Consider the following 16,922-nt stretch of genomic DNA (forward strand, 5'->3'; position numbering starts at 1 on the left):
TGAAGGAGAAAACAATGATCCGCAAGAGCAGCCTCACCGTCACGGCCGCCGCTGCCGCGCTCGCCTTCGGTCTGACCGCCTGTGGCGGCGAGATGGGCGGCGAGGAGGAGGCCGCCGAGGAGACCCCCGCCGCGACCGAGTCCGAGAGCGGCGACATGGGCGGCGGGGAGGGCACCACCGAGATGGCGGGCGAGAACTTCGGTTCCGGCTGCGCCGAGGTGCCCGCCGACGGCGAGGGCAGCTTCGAGGGCATGGCGGACGACCCGGTCGCCACCGCGGCGTCCAACAACCCGGTGCTGTCCACGCTGGTGACGGCCGTGACCGAGGCGGAGCTGGTCGACACGCTCAACTCGGCCGAGGACGTCACGGTCTTCGCCCCGGCCAACCCCGCGTTCGAGGCGATCCCGCAGGAGGACCTCGACGCGCTGCTGGCCGACCAGGAGCAGCTGACCGAGGTGCTGACCTACCACGTGGTCGAGGGCCGCCAGACCCCGGCCGACCTGGAGGACGGCACGTTCACCTCGCTCCAGGGCGGAGAGGTCACCACCGAGGGCTCCGGCGAGGAGTTCACGGTGAACGGCGAGGCGGCAGTCATCTGCGGCAACGTGCAGACCGCCAACGCCACGGTGTACATCATCGACGGTGTGCTGATGCCCGCCTGACGGCCTCCGGCACGGTGTGGCCCCCGGGCGGTCCGAGCGTTGGCGCCGGGCCGTCCGGGCCCACCACCGCCCCTGCCAGCGCACGGGCTCCGTGGACTCCGCGGAGCCCCGCCGGGCGCTCGGCGGAGGAACAGCCGGACGACGGCACCGTCGAGGTGCGACTCTTGGGGGCGGGTCTCCCGGAACCCGCCCGGATCCGCCCATCGCACGGACGAGGCAGCGACGCAGGACCACCAGGAAGAGGAGCGGATGGACGAGCAGGCCGCGATACCCCGGGGCCCCCGCAGGGCGGGAGCGGAGCCGCCGGTTTCGCCGGCCCAGCGGCTCACGGAGCTGCTCCGCCAGGTGGCCCGTGGTGAGGAGAGCGCGTTCGGCGAGGTGTACGACCTGGTCATCCCGTCGGTGTACGGGCTGGTGCGCCGTGTGCTGCGCGACCCCGCCCAGTCCGAGGAGGTCGCCCAGGAGGTGATGGTGGAGGTGTGGCGCACCGCCTGCCGTTACGACGAGCGGCGCGGCAGCCCCCAGGCGTGGGTGATGACGCTCGCGCACCGCCGGGCGGTGGACCGGGTGCGCTCGGAGCAGGCCTCCAGCGACCGGGAGGCCAGGGTGGCGGCGGCGAGCACGCAGCGCCCCTACGACGAGGTGGCCGAGGAGGCCACGAACCGTCTGGAGCGCGAGCGGGTGCGCCGCTGCCTCGACACACTGACCGAACTCCAGGGCCAGTCCGTGCGCCTGGCCTACTACGGCGGATACACCTATCGTGAGGTGGCCCGCCTGCTTTCGACGCCGTTGGGCACCGTGAAGACGCGGATGCGCGACGGCCTGATCCGGCTGCGGGACTGCTTGGGGGTGGAGTGGTGAGGAGGACACTGGGCCAGGACCCGCACATCCTCTCGGGGGCCTACGCCCTGGGCGCCCTGTCTCCGGGTGAGAGCGTGCGGTTCGAGGACCACCTGGCCGAATGCGACTCCTGCGTGCAGGAGACGCGCGGTTTCACCGAGACCGTCTCTCTTCTGGGCACCGCGGCCGCGGGCACGCCGCCCGCCGAACTGCGCGAGCGCGTGCTGGAGGAGGTGGCGCGCACCCGCCAGCTCGCCCCCGCACCCGAGCGCCTGCCCGCGCCGCGCAGGGGCCGGTGGACCCGGGCTCTGGGGCTGGTGCTGGCCGCCTGCCTGGCCGTCATGGTCGCGCTGGGAGCGGTCGTCATGGACCAGGTGCGCCAGGTGCAGCAGCTCCGGGAGAACGAGCGGCAGATCGCGGCGGTCCTCGCCGACCCGAACTCCGACCACACCACGGCCGAGCCCATGGAGGGCGTGTCCGTGACCGTGGTGCACTCCGAGAGCAGCGGGCGGCTGGTGTTCAGCGCCCACGGCCTGGAGCGGCTGGAGGACGAGGACTACCAACTCTGGCTGACCCGTGACGACGGCAGCGTGTACTCGGCCGGGGTGCTCTCCGTGGACGAGTCCGGCTTCGTGCTCCCGGTGCTGGCCGCGCCGGAGGACGAGGCGACCGGGGGCGTGGCCGTCACCGTCGAGCCCGAGGGCGGCTCCGAGCAGCCCACCTCCGATCCGCTCATGGCGATGCCATTCGAGGGCTGAGGTCCGGTCGCCGTCGGGCTCCCGGCTGAGCCGCGACCGGCTTCCTTCTGGTCGTCGGATGACCGGTGACCGGCGCCCGGGCCGGACCGCCCCCTGGGCCGCGGTCCGGATACCAGACCGGCCGCGGCCTGACCGCTCGGCCCCTTCGGGGGGCGGGGCCGCGGTCAGGCCACGGCCACCTCCTCGGGCCGGGGCAGGTCGCGCATGACCGGGGAGAGGCTGAACAGCGCGGCGAGCGCCGAGACCAGCGCCATCGTCAGGAACACCCAGGCGGGTCCGGCGTGGTCGAAGATCACCCCGATGCCGAGGATGCCCACCGGCTGGGAGACCAGCGCCATGAACGTGACAGCGCCCAGGACGCGGCCCTGGTGGCGATCGCTGACCGACGCGGCGACGTAACCGTGGAACACGGCGTTCACGCAGGGCACGATGGCGAACACACAGCCCACCATCACCCCGAGGAACATCACGTTGGGCGCGAACAGCAGCCCGAGCGCGCACACCGGCGCGGCCCAGGCCGCGGTGAGGAAGATGACCGAAGGCCGCACCCACCTGATGACCGCCCCTGCGCACAGCGCGCCGAGCAGGCCGCCGGATCCGGCCAGGGAGACGGTCAGCCCGATCTGGAGGTGGTCGGCGCCCTGGCTCTCGGCGGTCGCGATGAGGGCCAGGAAGGCACCCGTCTGGGTGTAGGTGAGGTTGAATCCGACGATCCACGAGATCATCGGCCGCAGGATCGGATGCCTGGCCAGCACGGTGAACCCGCTGACCGCTCCGCGCAGGGTCCACGGTTCCGGCACGTCGGTCCGGCGGGCCTGCATGGGGCGGCGGATGAGCATCACCAGGGCCGCCGACGCCAGGTAGGCGAGGGCCTCGGCGGCGAAGGGGAAGACCCGGCCAACGCCGAACAGGGTTCCGGCGAAGGGCGCGCCGAGGGCGGTGGTGCTGAAGAGGCGGATCTGGTTCTGGGCGGAGGCCTCGGCCATCTGCGAGGCGGGAACCAGCTGCTTGACGGAGGCCATCGCGACGGGGTTGGAGACGCCCATCAGCGCGGCGGAGCCGACCGCGACGCCCACGATGACGGTGAATGTGACGTTCTCGGTGAGCAGGAGAACGGTGAAGAGGGAGAGCAGCGCGAGCCGTCCGAGGTCGCAGCACAGCAGCACCGTGCGGCGGTCGGCCCGGTCCGCGAGCGCACCGCCGATGACGGCGGTGACCATGGCCGCGGTGACCTGGGCCGCCCCGATGACGCCCGCCTGCGCCGCCGACCCCGCGAGGAGGAGGGTGAGGAGGGGGTAGGCGACCTCGCCGCTCTCCTTGCCCAGTCCCGCGAGGAACCGGCTGGTCCAGAGCACCTGGAAGTCCCGGTTGCGGGCGAGGGGGACGAACCGCTCCGCGCCGCCGACCGGCGGGGCCGGGCCGGGGGGTCGGGGCGGGCGGTCCTGTTCCGCCGTCATCGCGATCGACTGCCCCGTCCGCAGGACCGCGCGGCGGACCTGTCGAGGGGTGTGGTTCTCATTCCGTCATTATGCGCGCATTGCCCGCATTAGTGAGCTTTGTTGGTTCTGTACTCCGCACAGTAGAGATCATCTGGAAAATCCACTCCGGGAGTGGTGTAGTCCCGTAGTCACACAGGGATGGCTTGGGGTGCGTGTGGCTGCTTCCCTGGCTTCTCGCATGCCCTGAACAGGAGGAACGCGGGTTTCGAGTCAGCGCGAGGCGGCACAGGCCGGTGTGGGTCGGTGCGCGCCGGGAGGGGAAAGTGGAGTGTGCCGGGTTCCGTGTGAAAGGTGGGTTGGACGGGTTGAGCGGGATCGGGGAACGGCTGCCAGCGGCGACGGCGGAAAAGGGCGTCGGAGGCCGTCGCGGGGCATGCGGAGGATGTGGCCGAATTCGGCCATGGGAGCTTTCGGTCCCGCTCGACCGGACCGTTCCGGACTTTCGACGGTGGCGGAACGGTGGGAACGGGCCCGGGGGCAGGCAGGGGCGTGCGACCTCAGGCCGTCTGCGGCCTGGTCGCCTTGCCGTCGAGCCAGAGTTCGGTGGAGGCGTCCCTGTGGGTACCGGTGGTGCCCACGTGCTTGGCGCTGATCTGCGGACCCTTCTTGATGACGTGGACCAGGGCCATCGCGTGGCCGCGCCCCAGTCCGTAGTCCTCGGCCAGCCACCGCACGATGGTGCCCGCCTTGACCGAGGGGTCGTCGTAGCCCTTCTCCTTGGCGCGGTCGACGAGCGCGCGCGGGGTCAGACCGGTCTTGTCCTCGACGGCATCCAGATAGGCCTGGAACGACATGGGGGCCTCCTCAACTGGGCGGGCTCCGATGATCACACGCGCCTCCGACATTCCGGCGGCAGCGGCGGCGGCAGCCTTCGAGGCGGATCTCGGACGCGCAGGCGCGCAGGGGACGGAGCGCGCGGGCTCAGGAGGGTCGTCCACAGGCGGGGCAGCGGGGTGGTGGACGGCCTCCGGGAGGAGCATGCTGTTGATGGGGGTCCCCGGCCTCCGCGCCGTGGAACACGTCCCCCATGACAGGTATGCCCGCCGCGCCCCCCGTGCCACCCCGCGCTCCCCGGCCTGTGGACAAACGCCTAGCCTTGCCGGATGCCCTCTCCGCCCCCGATGCCCTCCCCGGCCCCGACTCCTCCGCCAGCGCTCCGCCGGGAGCCTTTCCCAGGCCCGCTTCCTCCACCCCCGCCTTGCCGGACGCCCTCCCCGGCATCCGCCTCCGCCCCATGACCCCGTGGGTCGTGGCCGTGGTCCTGCTCGCGGCGCTCCTGCACGCGGGCTGGAACGCGATCGCCCACTCCATCACCGACCGCCTGCTCGGGTTCGCCCTGATCGGCCTCGGCGGGATGCTCGCCGCCCTGCCCCTGCTCCCGGTCGTGGGGCTGCCGCCGCGCGAGGTCTGGCCGGTCCTGCTCGCCTCGCTGGTCACCCACCTGCTGTACATGAGCCTGCTGATGCTCTCCTACCGGACCGGTGAGTTCGGCCAGGTGTACCCGATGGCGCGCGGCACGGCGCCGTGGGTGGTCGCCCTGACCGGCATCATCCTCCTCGGCGAGTCGATGCCCCCGTCCGACCTGGCCGGGGTCCTGGTCGTCTCGGCCGGGCTGACGACGCTGGTGTTCGCGGGCGGCCGACCCGGCCGCGCACAGTTCCCGGCGCTGCTGGCGGCCTTCGCCACCGGCGTCAGCATCGCCGTCTACACCGTGGTCGACGCCTACGGGGTCCGCCTCACCCAGAACCCACTGGGTTACATCACGTGGCTCATGATCCTTCAGGGACCGGTGTTCTTCGTGGTGGCGGTGTTCACCCGCCGTGGCGCGCTCCCGCGCCAGCTCAAGCCGGTCTGGAAGTTCGGGGTCCTGGGCGGTGTGGTCAGCGCGGTCGCCTACGGGCTCGTGCTGTGGGCGCAGCTGACCGGCGCGGTCGCGGGCATCGCCGCGCTGCGCGAGACGAGCATCGTCTTCGCCGCGCTGCTGGGCGCGCTGCTGTTCGGGGAGCGGTTCGGCCCGGTACGGGTCGCCGCCTCCGCCATCGTCGTGACCGGAGTTCTCCTCCTGACTTTCTGAGCGTCTTCATGACTCTGACCAGCGCTTACCCGTATCGTTTCCGGCGTGACACGAGCCTCGACCCCCGCCGGGTCCGCCACCGCGACGAACGCCCCGACGGACACCGCCACCACCACCGCCGCCACCACCGCCACTGACGCCGGTTCCGGGACCGGCCCCGGTCCCGGAACCGGTCACGCGGTGGAGTCCGCACCCGACCACGGGCCCGAGTCCGCCGCCGTACGCGCGGTCTGGCAGGACCTGGGACTCCCCGGGCTCATCGACGTCCACACGCACTTCATGCCCGACAACGTGCTGCGCAAGGTGTGGGCCCACTTCGACGCCCTCGGCGGCCTGTGGCCGATCACCTACCGCTTCGACGAGGACGAACGCCTGTCCCTGCTCCGGGGCTTCGGGGTCCAGCACTTCACCGCCCTCTCCTACCCGCACCGCCCGGGCATGGCCGTCTGGCTCAACGACTGGGCGAACGGCTTCGCCGACCGCAACCCCGACTGCCTGCGCAGCGCCACCTTCTACCCCGAGCCGGAGGCCAGCGACTACGTGGCCGCGGCGTTGGACGCGGGTACCCGCGTGTTCAAGGCCCACCTCCAGGTCGGCCGCTACGACCCGCGCGACCCTCTGCTGGCCGACGTGTGGGGGCTGCTCGCGGACGCGGGCACGCCCGTGGTGGTCCACTGCGGTTCGAGCCCCGAGGCGGGCCCCTTCACCGGCCCCGACCCCTTCGCCGAGACCCTGCGCGCGAACCCCGGGCTCACCGCGGTCATCGCCCACGCCGGGGCACCCGACTACCGCGCGTTCCTGGACCTGGCCGAGCGCCACGAACGCGTCCACCTGGACACCACGATGGTGTTCACCGAGTTCTCCAAGGACTGGGCGCCCTTCCCCGACGAGGAGGTGCCCCGCCTGAAGGGCGTCGCGGACCGGATCCTGTTCGGCACGGACTTCCCGAACATCCCCCACCCCTACCTCGAACAGCTCCGGGCCCTGGCCCGGCTCGACCTGGGCGAGGACTGGCTGCGGGACGTCCTGTACGGCAACGCCGCCCGGCTGTTCGGGCTCTGAGCGTCACCGACTTCCGGCGACCGACGCTGGACAGCCGACGACCGTCCGGTGATGGTGGTCGTGGGGCGGCCGCCTTCGGCCTCCGCCGCCCCGACCACCGCCCGCCATCACCGACGCGGAAAGGCACCCGGCACCATGGAACTCGCCCTGACTCCCCTGGAGTTCGCCCGCCGTACCCGAAGACTGCACCCCCGGCGCGAAGCGGTGGTCGACCGTGGCCTCCGGCTCACCTACGAGGAGTTCTTCGACCGCTGCGACCGCTGGTCCTCCACCCTCCAGAACATGGGGGTGTCCAAGGGCGACCGCGTCGCCTACATCTCCCCCAACACCCACGCCCAGCTGGAGTCCTTCTACGCGGTACCGCAGCTCGGCGCGGTGCTGGTACCGGTCAACTTCCGGCTGTCGGCGGACGACTTCGTCTACATCGTCAACCACTCCGGGGCCCGGGTCCTGTGCGTGCACGCCGACCAGCTCGACGCCGTGGACGGCGTCCGCGACCAGATGCCGGGCGTGGAGCGGTTCGTCGCCCTGGAGGGGGCGCGCCCCGGCTGGGAGGACTACGAGGCCCTCGTCGCACAGGCCACGGCGGACTACACCCGTCCCGGGATCGACGAGACCGACCTGCTGACCATCAACTACACCAGCGGAACCACGGCCCGACCCAAGGGTGTGATGATCACCCACCGCAACGCGTACATGAACTCGGTGGGCACCCTGCTCCACCTGAGGATCGGCATCGACGACCGGTACCTGTGGACGCTGCCGATGTTCCACGCCAACGGCTGGACCTACACGTGGACGGTGACCGCCGCGGCCGCCACCCACGTGTGCCTGCCCGCGATGGATCCGGCCGCCGTGTACGAGCTGATCCGTTCCGAGGGGGTCACCTGGCTGTGCGCGGCCCCCACCGTGCTGATCATGCTGTCCAACGCCCCCGAGGAGGTGCGCGGTGAGGTTCCGTCCGGCGTGCATGTGGTGACGGCCGGGGCCTCCCCCGCCGCCGACACCATCGAACGCCTGGAGGACGGTTTCGGGTGGACCGTGACCCATGTCTACGGGCTGACCGAGACCACGCCCTTCATCACCGTGTGCGAGCCGCGCGCCGAGCACGGCGGCCTGTCCCCGCGCGACCGTGCCGCCGTCAAGGCACGCCAGGGGGTCGAGCTGATCACCTCCGGCGAACTGCGGGTGGTGGACGCGGACGGCGCCGAGGTGCCCTGGGACGGCACGACGGTCGGGGAGATCACCGTACGCGGGAACGTGGTGATGAAGGGCTACTACAACGACCCGGAGGCCACCCAGAAGGCCATGGGCGACGGCTGGTTCCACACCGGCGACGCGGCGGTCACCCACCCGGACGGGTACGTGGAGATCCAGGACCGGATCAAGGACGTCATCATCTCCGGCGGGGAGAACATCTCCTCCGTCGAGGTGGAGGGGGTCCTGCTGCGGCACCCGGCCGTGCTGGAGGCGGCCGTCGTGGGCGTGCCGCACGAGCGCTGGGGCGAGTCGCCGAAGGCGTCCGTGGTCCTGCGCGGGGGCGCCACGGCCACGGAGGAGGAACTGATCGCCTTCGCCCGCGACAACCTGGCGCACTTCAAGGCGCCCACGCGGGTGGAGTTCGTGGAGCAGCTCCCGAAGACGGCCACCGGCAAGATCCAGAAGTTCGTCCTGCGCGGGGGCGCGTCCGCGGTGTCCCGGCAGTAGCCGCCGGATTCCGGCCGGGGGCCGCGCCCCTCTGGTGCGGGGGCTCCCGGCCGGGCGGCGTCCGGATCACCCGGGCGGCCAGTTGAGCAGGACGAATCCGGCTTGGAAGAGGTCGGAGCAGACCATGCGACGTCCCACGCCCGAAATGTTCTCCGGTTCCGCGTGCACGTGTCCGCCCGCGGCCACGACCCTCTCCGCGACGGCTTCGCAGTCGGCCACCGCGAACACCGGGTGCCAGTCCTCCTCACCGCCGAACCGCTCCCTGCCCCCGGGAGCCGCTTGCAGGATGCCCCCGTGGGTGCGCTCGTCACCGGTACCCGCGGGGCGCAGGACCGTGTACCCGCCGACCTCCTCTCCTCCGAGGGACGGATCGAACGGGCTGAGGTCCCACTTGAAGACCCCGGTGTAGAACTCGGCCGCGCCGCGCGCGTCGGTGGTCCGCAGCTCCACCCAGCAGAGGCTGTTGATCCGTCCCACCAGGCCGAGGTACATCTCCCCCCGCCAGACGCCGAAGGAGGCGCCCTGGGGGTCGCGGAACAGTGCCTGGCGGCCCAGGTCGAAGATGTCGAACGGCTCCACCAGGAGGGTGCCGCCCAGCCGCTCCACCTGTGTGATGGTGTCCTCGATGTCGGAGTCGGCGAAGTACACCGTCCAGGAGGGGTGGTCGCTCTCCCCCATGACCGGGCTGATCCCCGCCGCGGCGAGTCCGTCACTGCACAGGAACTTGTAGCCCTCCATCTGCCGGATGTGCGTCTCGGAGCTCCAGCCGAACACCTGACCGTAGAAGGCGGCCGTGGCCTCGACGTCGGGTGAGGAGACCTCGACCCAGCAGGGAGACCCGGGTGTGAAATCCGTACTGATCATCGCTGTCCCTCTCCGTGACGACGCACCACCCTTCGGTTCCTTCCCTGATGAGAGGGGTTCCGGGGATCGGAGGGGCAAAGTCTCACACAACTCACCGTTGCCGAGACCGTCCGGCGGGCCGGGGGCGGTCGGGTCCGTCGCGGGACGCGGGGACGCGGACCCGGTGACTCCGCGCGCCAGCCGGTTCCCGGCCGCGGCGCGGACGCGCTCAGTGCCGAAAGTGCACGAACAGGCGGCCGAAGTACTCACATCGACGTACTTACGGAAAGCCGGCCCTAGAGTTTGCGGTAGGCCTCGCGACGATGGGCGACGCGCAGGGCGAGGACGACGAGTCGGCCGTCATCGATCGAGTAGACCACCCGATGGTCGCCCACTCGGATACGCCACAGACCTGGATAACCGCTGAGCTGACGGCACCCGTCCGGCCGCGGCTCCTCAGCCAGGGCCATCACGGCTGCGTACACGCGGCGAGCCACGGGCTTGTCCAACTTGCCGAGCTCCTTGCCGGCCCGACCGTCGAACACCACTTCATAGCGGCTCGGCTGCCCATCCGTCACAGGCCAAGCTCCTTGGCCACATCCTCGGCGGGCACGACCTCGGCGTCACCGGACCGGATCTCCTCCAGCCTCTGATGTGCGACACGGCCGTCCTGCTCGTCGAGAAGCTCCTCGTAGGCCTCGACCAGCTCGATCGGGACGATCGCGGCAACGCGCTCGTGCTTGCGCCCTCGGGTCACGTAGGTGATCTCATCGCCGAAGGCCGCCCTGTTCACACGCTGGGAAAAGTGGTTGCGGGCATCCGCGACGGTCAGCTCGACAGGTTCAGTGCTCATGCGCCGACGATACGCCAAGTTGGCTAACTTGGCTAAGATGGTGTCCCTATAGGGCGTACTCAGTGCCGAAAGTGCACGAACAGGCGGCCGAAGTTCTTGGAGTCCTTCTCGACCCGGTGGTAGCGGGCCTTGACGTCCTTGCGGTCGAGGAAGCGCAGCACCCGCTTCTTCAGCTGCCCGGACCCCTTGCCGGGGATGATCTCGACGCTCTTGGCCCCGGTGCGCTCGGCCTCGTCCATGATGTCGCTGAGGGCCCGGTCGATGTCCCTGCCCTTGTTGAAGATGTCGTGCAGGTCGAGTTTGAGCCGCACCGTGCCTCCTCCGCTTCCGGTAGCCGGATCATACGCGGCGCGGATCCGCGCGCCGAGGCCACGGCACGATCTTTCCCTCCGGTGCCCGTGGCCTCCCCCGTCACGCCCCGAGGCGCAGGGTGAAGACCATCCGGTCCACGCCCGGCCCCTCGTAGTCGGCGTGCGGTCCGGTGACGGTGAAGCCGTGGGCGCGGTGGAAGGCGATGGAGCGCTCGTTGGCGGGGGAAGTGACCGCGCGCACGACCGCGCACCCGCGTTCCCGCGCCCCGTCCGCGAAGCGCCGGTACAGCCCGTTCGCGAGTCCCGTCCTGCGGTGCCCCGGGGCCACCCCGGCGAAGTGCACGTACGCCTCCTCGGGCACGGACGGCGAGGGGAAGCCGACCAGGAAGCCCGCCAGCTCCCCCTCCTCCTCGGCGATGAGGCTGGTGGTGTGGAAGTGGTCGAGGAAGAGCCTGGGGAGGATGTGCGCCACGGGGCGCTCCCACCAGTCGTCACAGACCGCCACGATGCGCGGGTGGTCGGAGGGGAGGGCGGTTCGGACACGGACGTCGGCCACGCGGGGGCTCCTGCTCGTCGTCGGCGGGTGTTCCGGGCCCGGAATACCCGCCGACGGGTCCGCGAACCCCTTTCGCGGACCCGCCCGCTCCGGGTGCGGGAAACCGCTCAGGGGTGCCCGGACCCCCGCCCCGGGACCGACGCACCCCGCTCACTCCGCTCCCCTCTCCTCCGCCGGAACGCCCACCACAGGCCGAGCAGGGTGACCGCCCCCAGCGTCCCGGCGACGGCGAGGGTGAGGGGGTCGGGACGCACGACCGACTGGCCGCGCAGTGCCTGCCAGGTGGTCAGGGCGACCAGAGCGCTGTAGGAGGCGCCCACCACGGCGACCACCCGGAGCCGGAGCGCGTCCGACGCCAGGCGCGGGTACCGCCCCCGCCAGGCCATCAGCGCCAGTGCGAGCAGGACCATCACCTGGAGCCCGTGCAGACCGACGAAGTGCGGCACGCGCAGGTCGCCCGCGACGGTGCTCCAGCCCACGAGCGGAAGGCCCGGACCGCCGTCCTCGTATCCGACGGTGTGCGCGCCGATGACCTCGGCGACGCCTCCCTCCCGCATGGTGGTCATCTGCTCCGCGGTGGGGGAGGTCATCAGGTAGGCCAGGCCCATACCCACGAGCCCGATCGCGATGCCGATCCGGATCGCCCAGGTCGTGGAGCGGTCGTCGAGCCGCTGCACGAGCAGCAGGACGCCGATGGCGAGGTTGGCGACCCACACGGTGACGACCATGGCGGCCATGGCGTTGTAGACGGCCGAGTCGAGGGGCGTCGCGTAGTTGAAGTGGCTGGGTTCGCCGCGCACCGCCTGGAACACGACCGCGACGAGTTCCCCGGCGAGCATGGCCGCCACGACCGTGCCGAGCCACCAGCCGGTGCGCCGCCACCGTGTGAGCAGCGACAGCAGCCAGGCCAGGGTGACGTTGTAGACCCCGATGGACACGGCGAACTTGGCGGGCTTGAGCCAGACCGGGTCACCGTGCACGACGCGGTCGTCCAGGAGGAGGCCGACCACGGCCACGGCCAGGAGGGCGAGGCACAGAGCGGCGGTGACCGTGAGGGGGCGGTGCCAGTCCAGCGCGGTCAGCGCGGTCCGGCGGAGGGGGTCGGTGCGGGGACGGACGGGTGAGGGCGAGGGGGCGTCCATGTGACTCCTCTTTCTGGATACTTTAACTATCCATAATGGATACTAGTATTATCCAAATAGGGTGGACACCGCAAGGAGTGGAGACGAGAAACGAGGACGAGCCCATGCGCATGGCCGAGCTGAGCGAACGGTCGGGCACCCCGGTGCCGACGGTGAAGTACTACCTGCGGGAGGGTCTGCTTCCCCGGGGCGAGCGCACCGGCCGCAACCAGGCGAGATACGGCGAGGAGCACCTGCGCCGCCTGCGCTTGGTGCGCGCCCTGACCGACGTGGGCGGGCTGTCCATCGCCGCCGTCCGCGAGATCATCGCCCACGTGGACGCCCCCGGGCCCACCACCCACCAACTGCTCGGCCGGACCCTGAACGACCTCACCCCGGCCGCGAAGGGATTCGAAGGCGCGGAGGACGCGGACATGGAGCGGGTAGAGGCTCTGGTCGAGCGCCTGAACTGGCGCGTCTACTCCAGCGACCGCGCCGTCACCGACCTGGCCGGGGTGGTCGCCGCCTACCGGAGCGCGGGCCATCCGCTCAGTGACGCCGAGTTCGACGGCTACGCCGCCGCCGCGGAACAGGCGGCGCGGGTGGACCTCGACGTTCTGGAGGGCGTCAGCGAGACCGACGCGATCCTGGAGGGGGCCGTGGTGCGCACCGTCCTGGGCGACACCCTGCTGGCCGTCCTGCGCAGGCTCGCGCAGGCCGACGAGTCCGCACGCAGGTCGGGGGCGGTGACCGACGACTGCTGAGAGGGCGGGCGCGGCACTACGGCACGGCCTCGAGGGTCCCGCTCACCGCTCCGGTATCCGACCGAAGAGCCCTGGCCCCGCCGGAGGCCCGGCGGGGCCTTCGGAACCGTGAACCGGAGAGACCGCGTACGCGCCGCCCCTTCCTCCGGAGGCTCAGGGCCGGTCAGCCGAGAAGATCGCGGTGCCGGGGATCATCCGGCCGCGCACCGGCCCCCAGCCGCCCCACACCCGTTCCAGCCCCTCGGGCCACTCCGGTTCGACCAGGTCCCGCAGCACCAGGCCCGCGCGGGCGATCCCGCGCACCCAGTCTCCCACCGTGTGGTGGTGCTCCACGTAGACCGCCTCGCCGCCCTCGTCCTCCTCCACGTACGCGCGGCGGTCGAAGTAGGACTGGTGCACGGTGAACCCGCCCTCGCCGGGGTCGTCCGGGAAGCTCCACCGGATCGGGTGGGTCACCGAGAACACCAGCCGCCCCCCGGGCCTGAGCACCCGCGCGGCCTCGGCCAGGGCGTCGTCGGCGGAGGGCACGAACGGGAAGGCCCCGAACGAGGAGAACACCACGTCGAAGGCGGCGTCGGCGAACGGCAGCCGCTGGGCGTCGGCCTGCACGGTCGCCAGCGCGTGCCCGGTCCCCTCGTCGATCCTGCGCGAATGCTGGAGCTGGCGGAAGGACAGGTCGAACCCGACCACCTCGCACACCCCCTGGGCGCGCAGCCACCGTCCGCACTGGCCCGCGCCGCAGCCCACCTCCAGGACCCGGGCCCGCGGGAGGTCCCCAGGATCGCCGAGCAGGCGCGCCTCGGCCTCGGTCAGCCCCTCCGGGCACCACACGAACTCGGCGTCGCCGAGGAAGGCCCCGTGCTCGGCCTGGTAGGCGTCGGCCGCGCCGTCCCACCACAGACGCCCGGCGCGGGCGCTCTCCGCCGCGTCCACCGCTCGGCGCCCGACGCGCCCGGGATCCGGATAGCCGTCATCGTTCATGTGCCCCAGCCTCCCAGAAGACGAGCGCTCACGAGGCTTCGGTGCGAGGTCGGCGCCGGGCGCCCGGACGCTCCCCGTCCGGCCTCCGTGTCAGGCGGTTCCCGACCGGCCCGTGCCCGCGGTCGCGCCGGGGTCTTCACCCGGTTCCCCGCCCCGCACCGAACCCCCGCCGGTCTCCTCGGTGTCCTCGGGCTCAGCCGCCCCGGCCTCGGCCTCGCGGGCGTCCCGTATCTCGCGGCGGACGAGGAAGACCCAGCCCCCGACGGCGACGACCGCGAACACCCACCACTGCACGGCGTAGGACGCGCTCATCCCCGCGTCCTCCTCGTGCAGGGTGACCGGCTCGGGCGCCGCGTCAGGCATCGGGTCCTGCCGGGTCAGATCGACGTACCCGCCGTAGACCGGGTAGGGCAGATCCGCGGCGATCCGGTCCACGTCGACCATCATCATCTGCCCCTCGGGCAGGTCGTCGCGGTTGCGCAGTCCGGTGTTCTCCTCGGTCTCGGAGTAGTGCAGGCGCCCGGCCACCTCCACGGCGCCCCCGGGCACGGGCGGCACCTCCGGCTGGTCGAGGGCGGTCGCGCCGCGCTCGACCCATCCGCGGTTGACCAGGACCGCGGGCCCCTCCTCGGTGACCAGCGGGGTGAGCACGTGGAAGCCCACGCCCCCGGAGCCGTCGCGGTTGCGCAGCAACAGCTCGTGCTCGGTGTCCCAGGTGCCGGTGGCCTCGACGGTGCGCCAACGGTCGTCGGGATCGACGTCCTCGCCGACCCGGGACAGTTCTGCCACCGGCACGGGATCGGCGGCGAGGTTGGACTGCTGGAGGTCGACCGCCGCGCCGCGCTGCCCGGCCCGGTCCAGCTGCCAGAAGCCCAGCCAGACGAAGCTGGGCACCAGCACCAGCACCAGCGCGTGGAAGGCCAGCATGCGTTGCGAGAACAGGACTTTGAGCACGTCTTCGAGGTTAGGAGACGCTTCCGGCCGCCTCGCACCGACCCTCTCCCCCGCGCCGCGCGGCCCCGCGCACGTGCCCGGACCCGCTGCCGCGGACGGGGCCGACCGCCGCACGCCCACCGACCGCACGCGGACGGGGCCGCCGGTCGCCGGCGGCCCCGCGTGTGTGAGCAGGAACTCAGGTCCCGCCCGTGCTACTCGTCGTCGCCGGTCACGGCGGCGGCCTTGCGCCTGCGGGCGAAGTACAGCCCGGCACCGCCGGCGCCGACCGCGGCGATGCCCGCGGCGACCAGACCGGCCAGGGCACCGCCGGTCACCGGGAGCTGCTCGTCGGCCTGGGGCTCGGAGGGCTCCTCGCCGGTGCTGGAGTCGTCCTCGTCCTTGTCCTCCTCGCGGGGCTCCTCGGGCTTCTCCTCACCCGGCTCCTCGGGCTTCTCCTCCTCCGGCTTCTCCTCCTCGGGCTTCTCGGGCTCGCCGGGGTTCTCCTCGCCGGGCTCCTCCGGCTCCTCCTCGGAGATGATCTCCATGCAGGAGCCCTCGGCCAGGCCGAGCACGGACACGGCGTTGCCGCAGATGTCGACGGCCGCGTCGACCGGGACCACGACCTGGTTGCCGCTGCCGATCCCGCCCGCGCCGCTGGTGGCGGCGTCGGGGGAGCCCTCGTTCTCGGGGGAGGCCTGGATGATGTTGATGATGGTGGTGCACTTGGCGCTGGAGCCGCCCAGGATGGCCACCGAGTTGCCGCAGACGTTGATGGCGGTGTCCACGGGGACGATGATCTGGTTGCCGCTGGCCACACCGCCGGAGCCGTCGGTCCTGGTGGTGGGCGCGTCGGCGCTCTCCTCCTCCAGGACCTCGACCACCTCGACGCACTCGGCCTGGCTGATGCCGCCGACCGCGGCCGCGTTGCCGCAGGCGTCGATCGCGGCGTCCACGGGGACGATGATCTGGTTGCCGCTGGCCACACCGCCGGAGCCGTCCGTGGAGGCCCCGCCCTGGCCGCTGGCCTCGTAGAGGACCTCCGAGACCTGGGTGCACGTGGCGCTGGAGATGCCGAGGATCGCGATCGAGTTGCCGCACAGTTCGGCCTCGACGTCCACGGGCACGACGACCTGGTTCCCGCTGCCGATCCCGCCGGAGCCGCTGGTGGTGGTGTCGGCGAAGGTCGCCGCGACGGGCGCCACGACCAGTCCGGCGGTCATGACGGTGGCGAAGGAGTAACGGAGTGTGTTGCGCATGTGCGGAGGTGACCTTTCACGGATACGGCTTGGGGATCGCGCAGTCGCGACGCTGGTCCGCAGCGGGACCGGTACCCGCGTCGTCTCGCGGGTCCGGCTGTCCACGGCGGGGCGGGTCCGCCAGCGGAGAACGCCGCGTGGCGGCGGGGTGACCCGCGTGTGTGAAGTCGCGGTCCGAAAGTTCGCGGAACCGCCGACGGACCGAAACGTTAGCAAGCAACCGAAGGCTCGCAGGCGTTTTCGGGAAATACACTTCACCAGTACAAGTACAGCCAGCAACTGACTTGCTACTCAAGGCGAGAATAGCAGTTCACAGCACATCCGATCGACTACGTACTGCTTATGAACACCCACCTGGGGTTGCATCAGGAAAAGAAAATTTTCCCGGTAAACCTCAAAAGCGAACCTACTAAGCAACTTCGCAGATTCGTATCCAGGCCGCCCTCCAGCGCCCAAAACCCTGACAGTTTTCCCTCTTGAGCAAGAGAATTCCCTTATGGGATAAAAGTCGGAAAAGGGGGTTCCGCTCGCGGAACCCCGCCAGTGGCGCCCCACCGCCCGGAGGCGCGGCCGCCGGGGCCACGGCCGCCGGAGGCGAGCCCCCGGGGGCGCGACCGCCGGGACCGTGACCACCAAAGAGGTACGTGCTGTTTGTCACCCTTGAGCACGATTCTCTTCAGCCCCAGGGACTCCAGGGAG

The 16,922-nt window shown here is 71.5% G+C and carries 18 protein-coding genes; 7 read left to right on the top strand and 11 right to left on the bottom strand.

The window, feature by feature from the left end; translation table 11 throughout:
- Window positions 1-14 precede the first annotated feature (14 nt).
- The 3 genes from HGB44_RS23940 to HGB44_RS23950 all read left to right on the top strand — a co-directional run bounded on the left by HGB44_RS23940 (window position 15) and on the right by HGB44_RS23950 (window position 2,260).
- The gene (locus HGB44_RS23940) at window positions 15-662 is read left to right on the top strand and encodes a fasciclin domain-containing protein (RefSeq protein WP_061081482.1); all 648 of its coding nucleotides are present in this window, start codon (window positions 15-17) and stop codon (window positions 660-662) included.
- Window positions 663-911: 249 nt separating this feature from the next.
- A complete protein-coding gene (locus HGB44_RS23945) occupies window positions 912-1,523 on the top strand; it encodes a sigma-70 family RNA polymerase sigma factor (protein ID WP_061081481.1) in 612 nt (203 codons plus the stop codon).
- Window positions 1,520-2,260, top strand: a complete 741-nt coding sequence (locus tag HGB44_RS23950; RefSeq protein WP_082768444.1) for an anti-sigma factor — start codon at window positions 1,520-1,522, stop codon at window positions 2,258-2,260. The genes HGB44_RS23945 and HGB44_RS23950 overlap by 4 nt, the downstream gene beginning before the upstream one ends.
- 164 nt (window positions 2,261-2,424) lie before the next feature.
- Here the strand turns inward: HGB44_RS23950 and HGB44_RS23955 are convergent, their stop codons facing one another.
- Entirely contained in the window at window positions 2,425-3,717 is a 1,293-nt protein-coding gene (locus HGB44_RS23955; RefSeq protein WP_061081480.1) for an MFS transporter, read from the bottom strand.
- A 539-nt stretch (window positions 3,718-4,256) separates the two neighbouring features.
- The gene (locus HGB44_RS23960) at window positions 4,257-4,553 is read right to left on the bottom strand and encodes a DUF4287 domain-containing protein (protein WP_061081479.1); all 297 of its coding nucleotides are present in this window, start codon (window positions 4,551-4,553) and stop codon (window positions 4,257-4,259) included.
- A 440-nt stretch (window positions 4,554-4,993) separates the two neighbouring features.
- Here HGB44_RS23960 and HGB44_RS23965 point away from each other — a divergent pair, with 440 nt between their 5' ends.
- The 3 genes from HGB44_RS23965 to HGB44_RS23975 all read left to right on the top strand — a co-directional run bounded on the left by HGB44_RS23965 (window position 4,994) and on the right by HGB44_RS23975 (window position 8,602).
- On the top strand, window positions 4,994-5,833 hold the full coding sequence (locus HGB44_RS23965; protein WP_061081520.1) for an EamA family transporter: 840 nt from the start codon (window positions 4,994-4,996) through the stop codon (window positions 5,831-5,833).
- Between the two features lie 45 nt (window positions 5,834-5,878).
- Window positions 5,879-6,895: an amidohydrolase family protein gene (locus tag HGB44_RS23970; RefSeq protein WP_061081478.1), complete on the top strand. Its 1,017-nt coding sequence runs from the start codon at window positions 5,879-5,881 to the stop codon at window positions 6,893-6,895.
- A gap of 135 nt (window positions 6,896-7,030) precedes the next feature.
- Complete coding sequence (locus HGB44_RS23975; protein ID WP_061081477.1) at window positions 7,031-8,602, top strand: long-chain-fatty-acid--CoA ligase; 1,572 nt, start codon at window positions 7,031-7,033, stop codon at window positions 8,600-8,602.
- 66 nt (window positions 8,603-8,668) lie between these two features.
- Here HGB44_RS23975 and HGB44_RS23980 read toward each other — a convergent pair whose 3' ends face one another.
- The 6 genes from HGB44_RS23980 to HGB44_RS24005 form a co-directional block, all read right to left on the bottom strand.
- Window positions 8,669-9,466 (bottom strand): VOC family protein, encoded by a 798-nt coding sequence (locus HGB44_RS23980; RefSeq protein WP_061081476.1) that lies wholly within the window; start codon window positions 9,464-9,466, stop codon window positions 8,669-8,671.
- Between the two features lie 275 nt (window positions 9,467-9,741).
- Complete coding sequence (locus tag HGB44_RS23985) at window positions 9,742-10,023, bottom strand: type II toxin-antitoxin system RelE family toxin (protein WP_061081475.1); 282 nt, start codon at window positions 10,021-10,023, stop codon at window positions 9,742-9,744.
- A complete protein-coding gene (locus HGB44_RS23990) occupies window positions 10,020-10,298 on the bottom strand; it encodes a type II toxin-antitoxin system prevent-host-death family antitoxin (RefSeq protein ID WP_061081474.1) in 279 nt (92 codons plus the stop codon). Before HGB44_RS23990 ends, HGB44_RS23985 begins: the two co-directional genes overlap by 4 nt.
- Window positions 10,299-10,357: 59 nt before the next feature.
- Window positions 10,358-10,609 (bottom strand): Smr/MutS family protein, encoded by a 252-nt coding sequence (locus HGB44_RS23995; protein ID WP_061081473.1) that lies wholly within the window; start codon window positions 10,607-10,609, stop codon window positions 10,358-10,360.
- Between the two features lie 100 nt (window positions 10,610-10,709).
- Window positions 10,710-11,165 (bottom strand): GNAT family N-acetyltransferase, encoded by a 456-nt coding sequence (locus tag HGB44_RS24000; protein WP_061081472.1) that lies wholly within the window; start codon window positions 11,163-11,165, stop codon window positions 10,710-10,712.
- 107 nt (window positions 11,166-11,272) lie between these two features.
- Window positions 11,273-12,307 carry a hypothetical protein gene (locus HGB44_RS24005; RefSeq protein ID WP_082768443.1) on the bottom strand — a complete coding sequence of 345 codons (1,035 nt, stop codon included), beginning with the start codon at window positions 12,305-12,307 and terminating at the stop codon, window positions 11,273-11,275.
- 77 nt (window positions 12,308-12,384) lie between these two features.
- Between HGB44_RS24005 and HGB44_RS24010 the strand changes: the two genes are divergently transcribed.
- Entirely contained in the window at window positions 12,385-13,050 is a 666-nt protein-coding gene (locus HGB44_RS24010) for a MerR family transcriptional regulator (RefSeq protein ID WP_231972498.1), read from the top strand.
- A 153-nt stretch (window positions 13,051-13,203) separates the two neighbouring features.
- On the opposite strand, the gene HGB44_RS24015 is transcribed toward HGB44_RS24010, so the two are convergent.
- The 3 genes from HGB44_RS24015 to HGB44_RS24025 form a co-directional block, all read right to left on the bottom strand.
- Window positions 13,204-14,031, bottom strand: a complete 828-nt coding sequence (locus HGB44_RS24015) for a class I SAM-dependent methyltransferase (protein WP_061081470.1) — start codon at window positions 14,029-14,031, stop codon at window positions 13,204-13,206.
- A gap of 90 nt (window positions 14,032-14,121) precedes the next feature.
- Window positions 14,122-14,985 (bottom strand): SURF1 family cytochrome oxidase biogenesis protein, encoded by an 864-nt coding sequence (locus tag HGB44_RS24020; protein WP_061081469.1) that lies wholly within the window; start codon window positions 14,983-14,985, stop codon window positions 14,122-14,124.
- A 194-nt stretch (window positions 14,986-15,179) separates the two neighbouring features.
- Window positions 15,180-16,223: a chaplin gene (locus tag HGB44_RS24025; RefSeq protein WP_168444125.1), complete on the bottom strand. Its 1,044-nt coding sequence runs from the start codon at window positions 16,221-16,223 to the stop codon at window positions 15,180-15,182.
- Window positions 16,224-16,922: the final 699 nt, after the last annotated feature.

Origin of the sequence: Nocardiopsis alborubida, assembly GCF_012396365.1 — a bacterium.
Lineage (GTDB): Bacteria > Actinomycetota > Actinomycetes > Streptosporangiales > Streptosporangiaceae > Nocardiopsis > Nocardiopsis alborubida.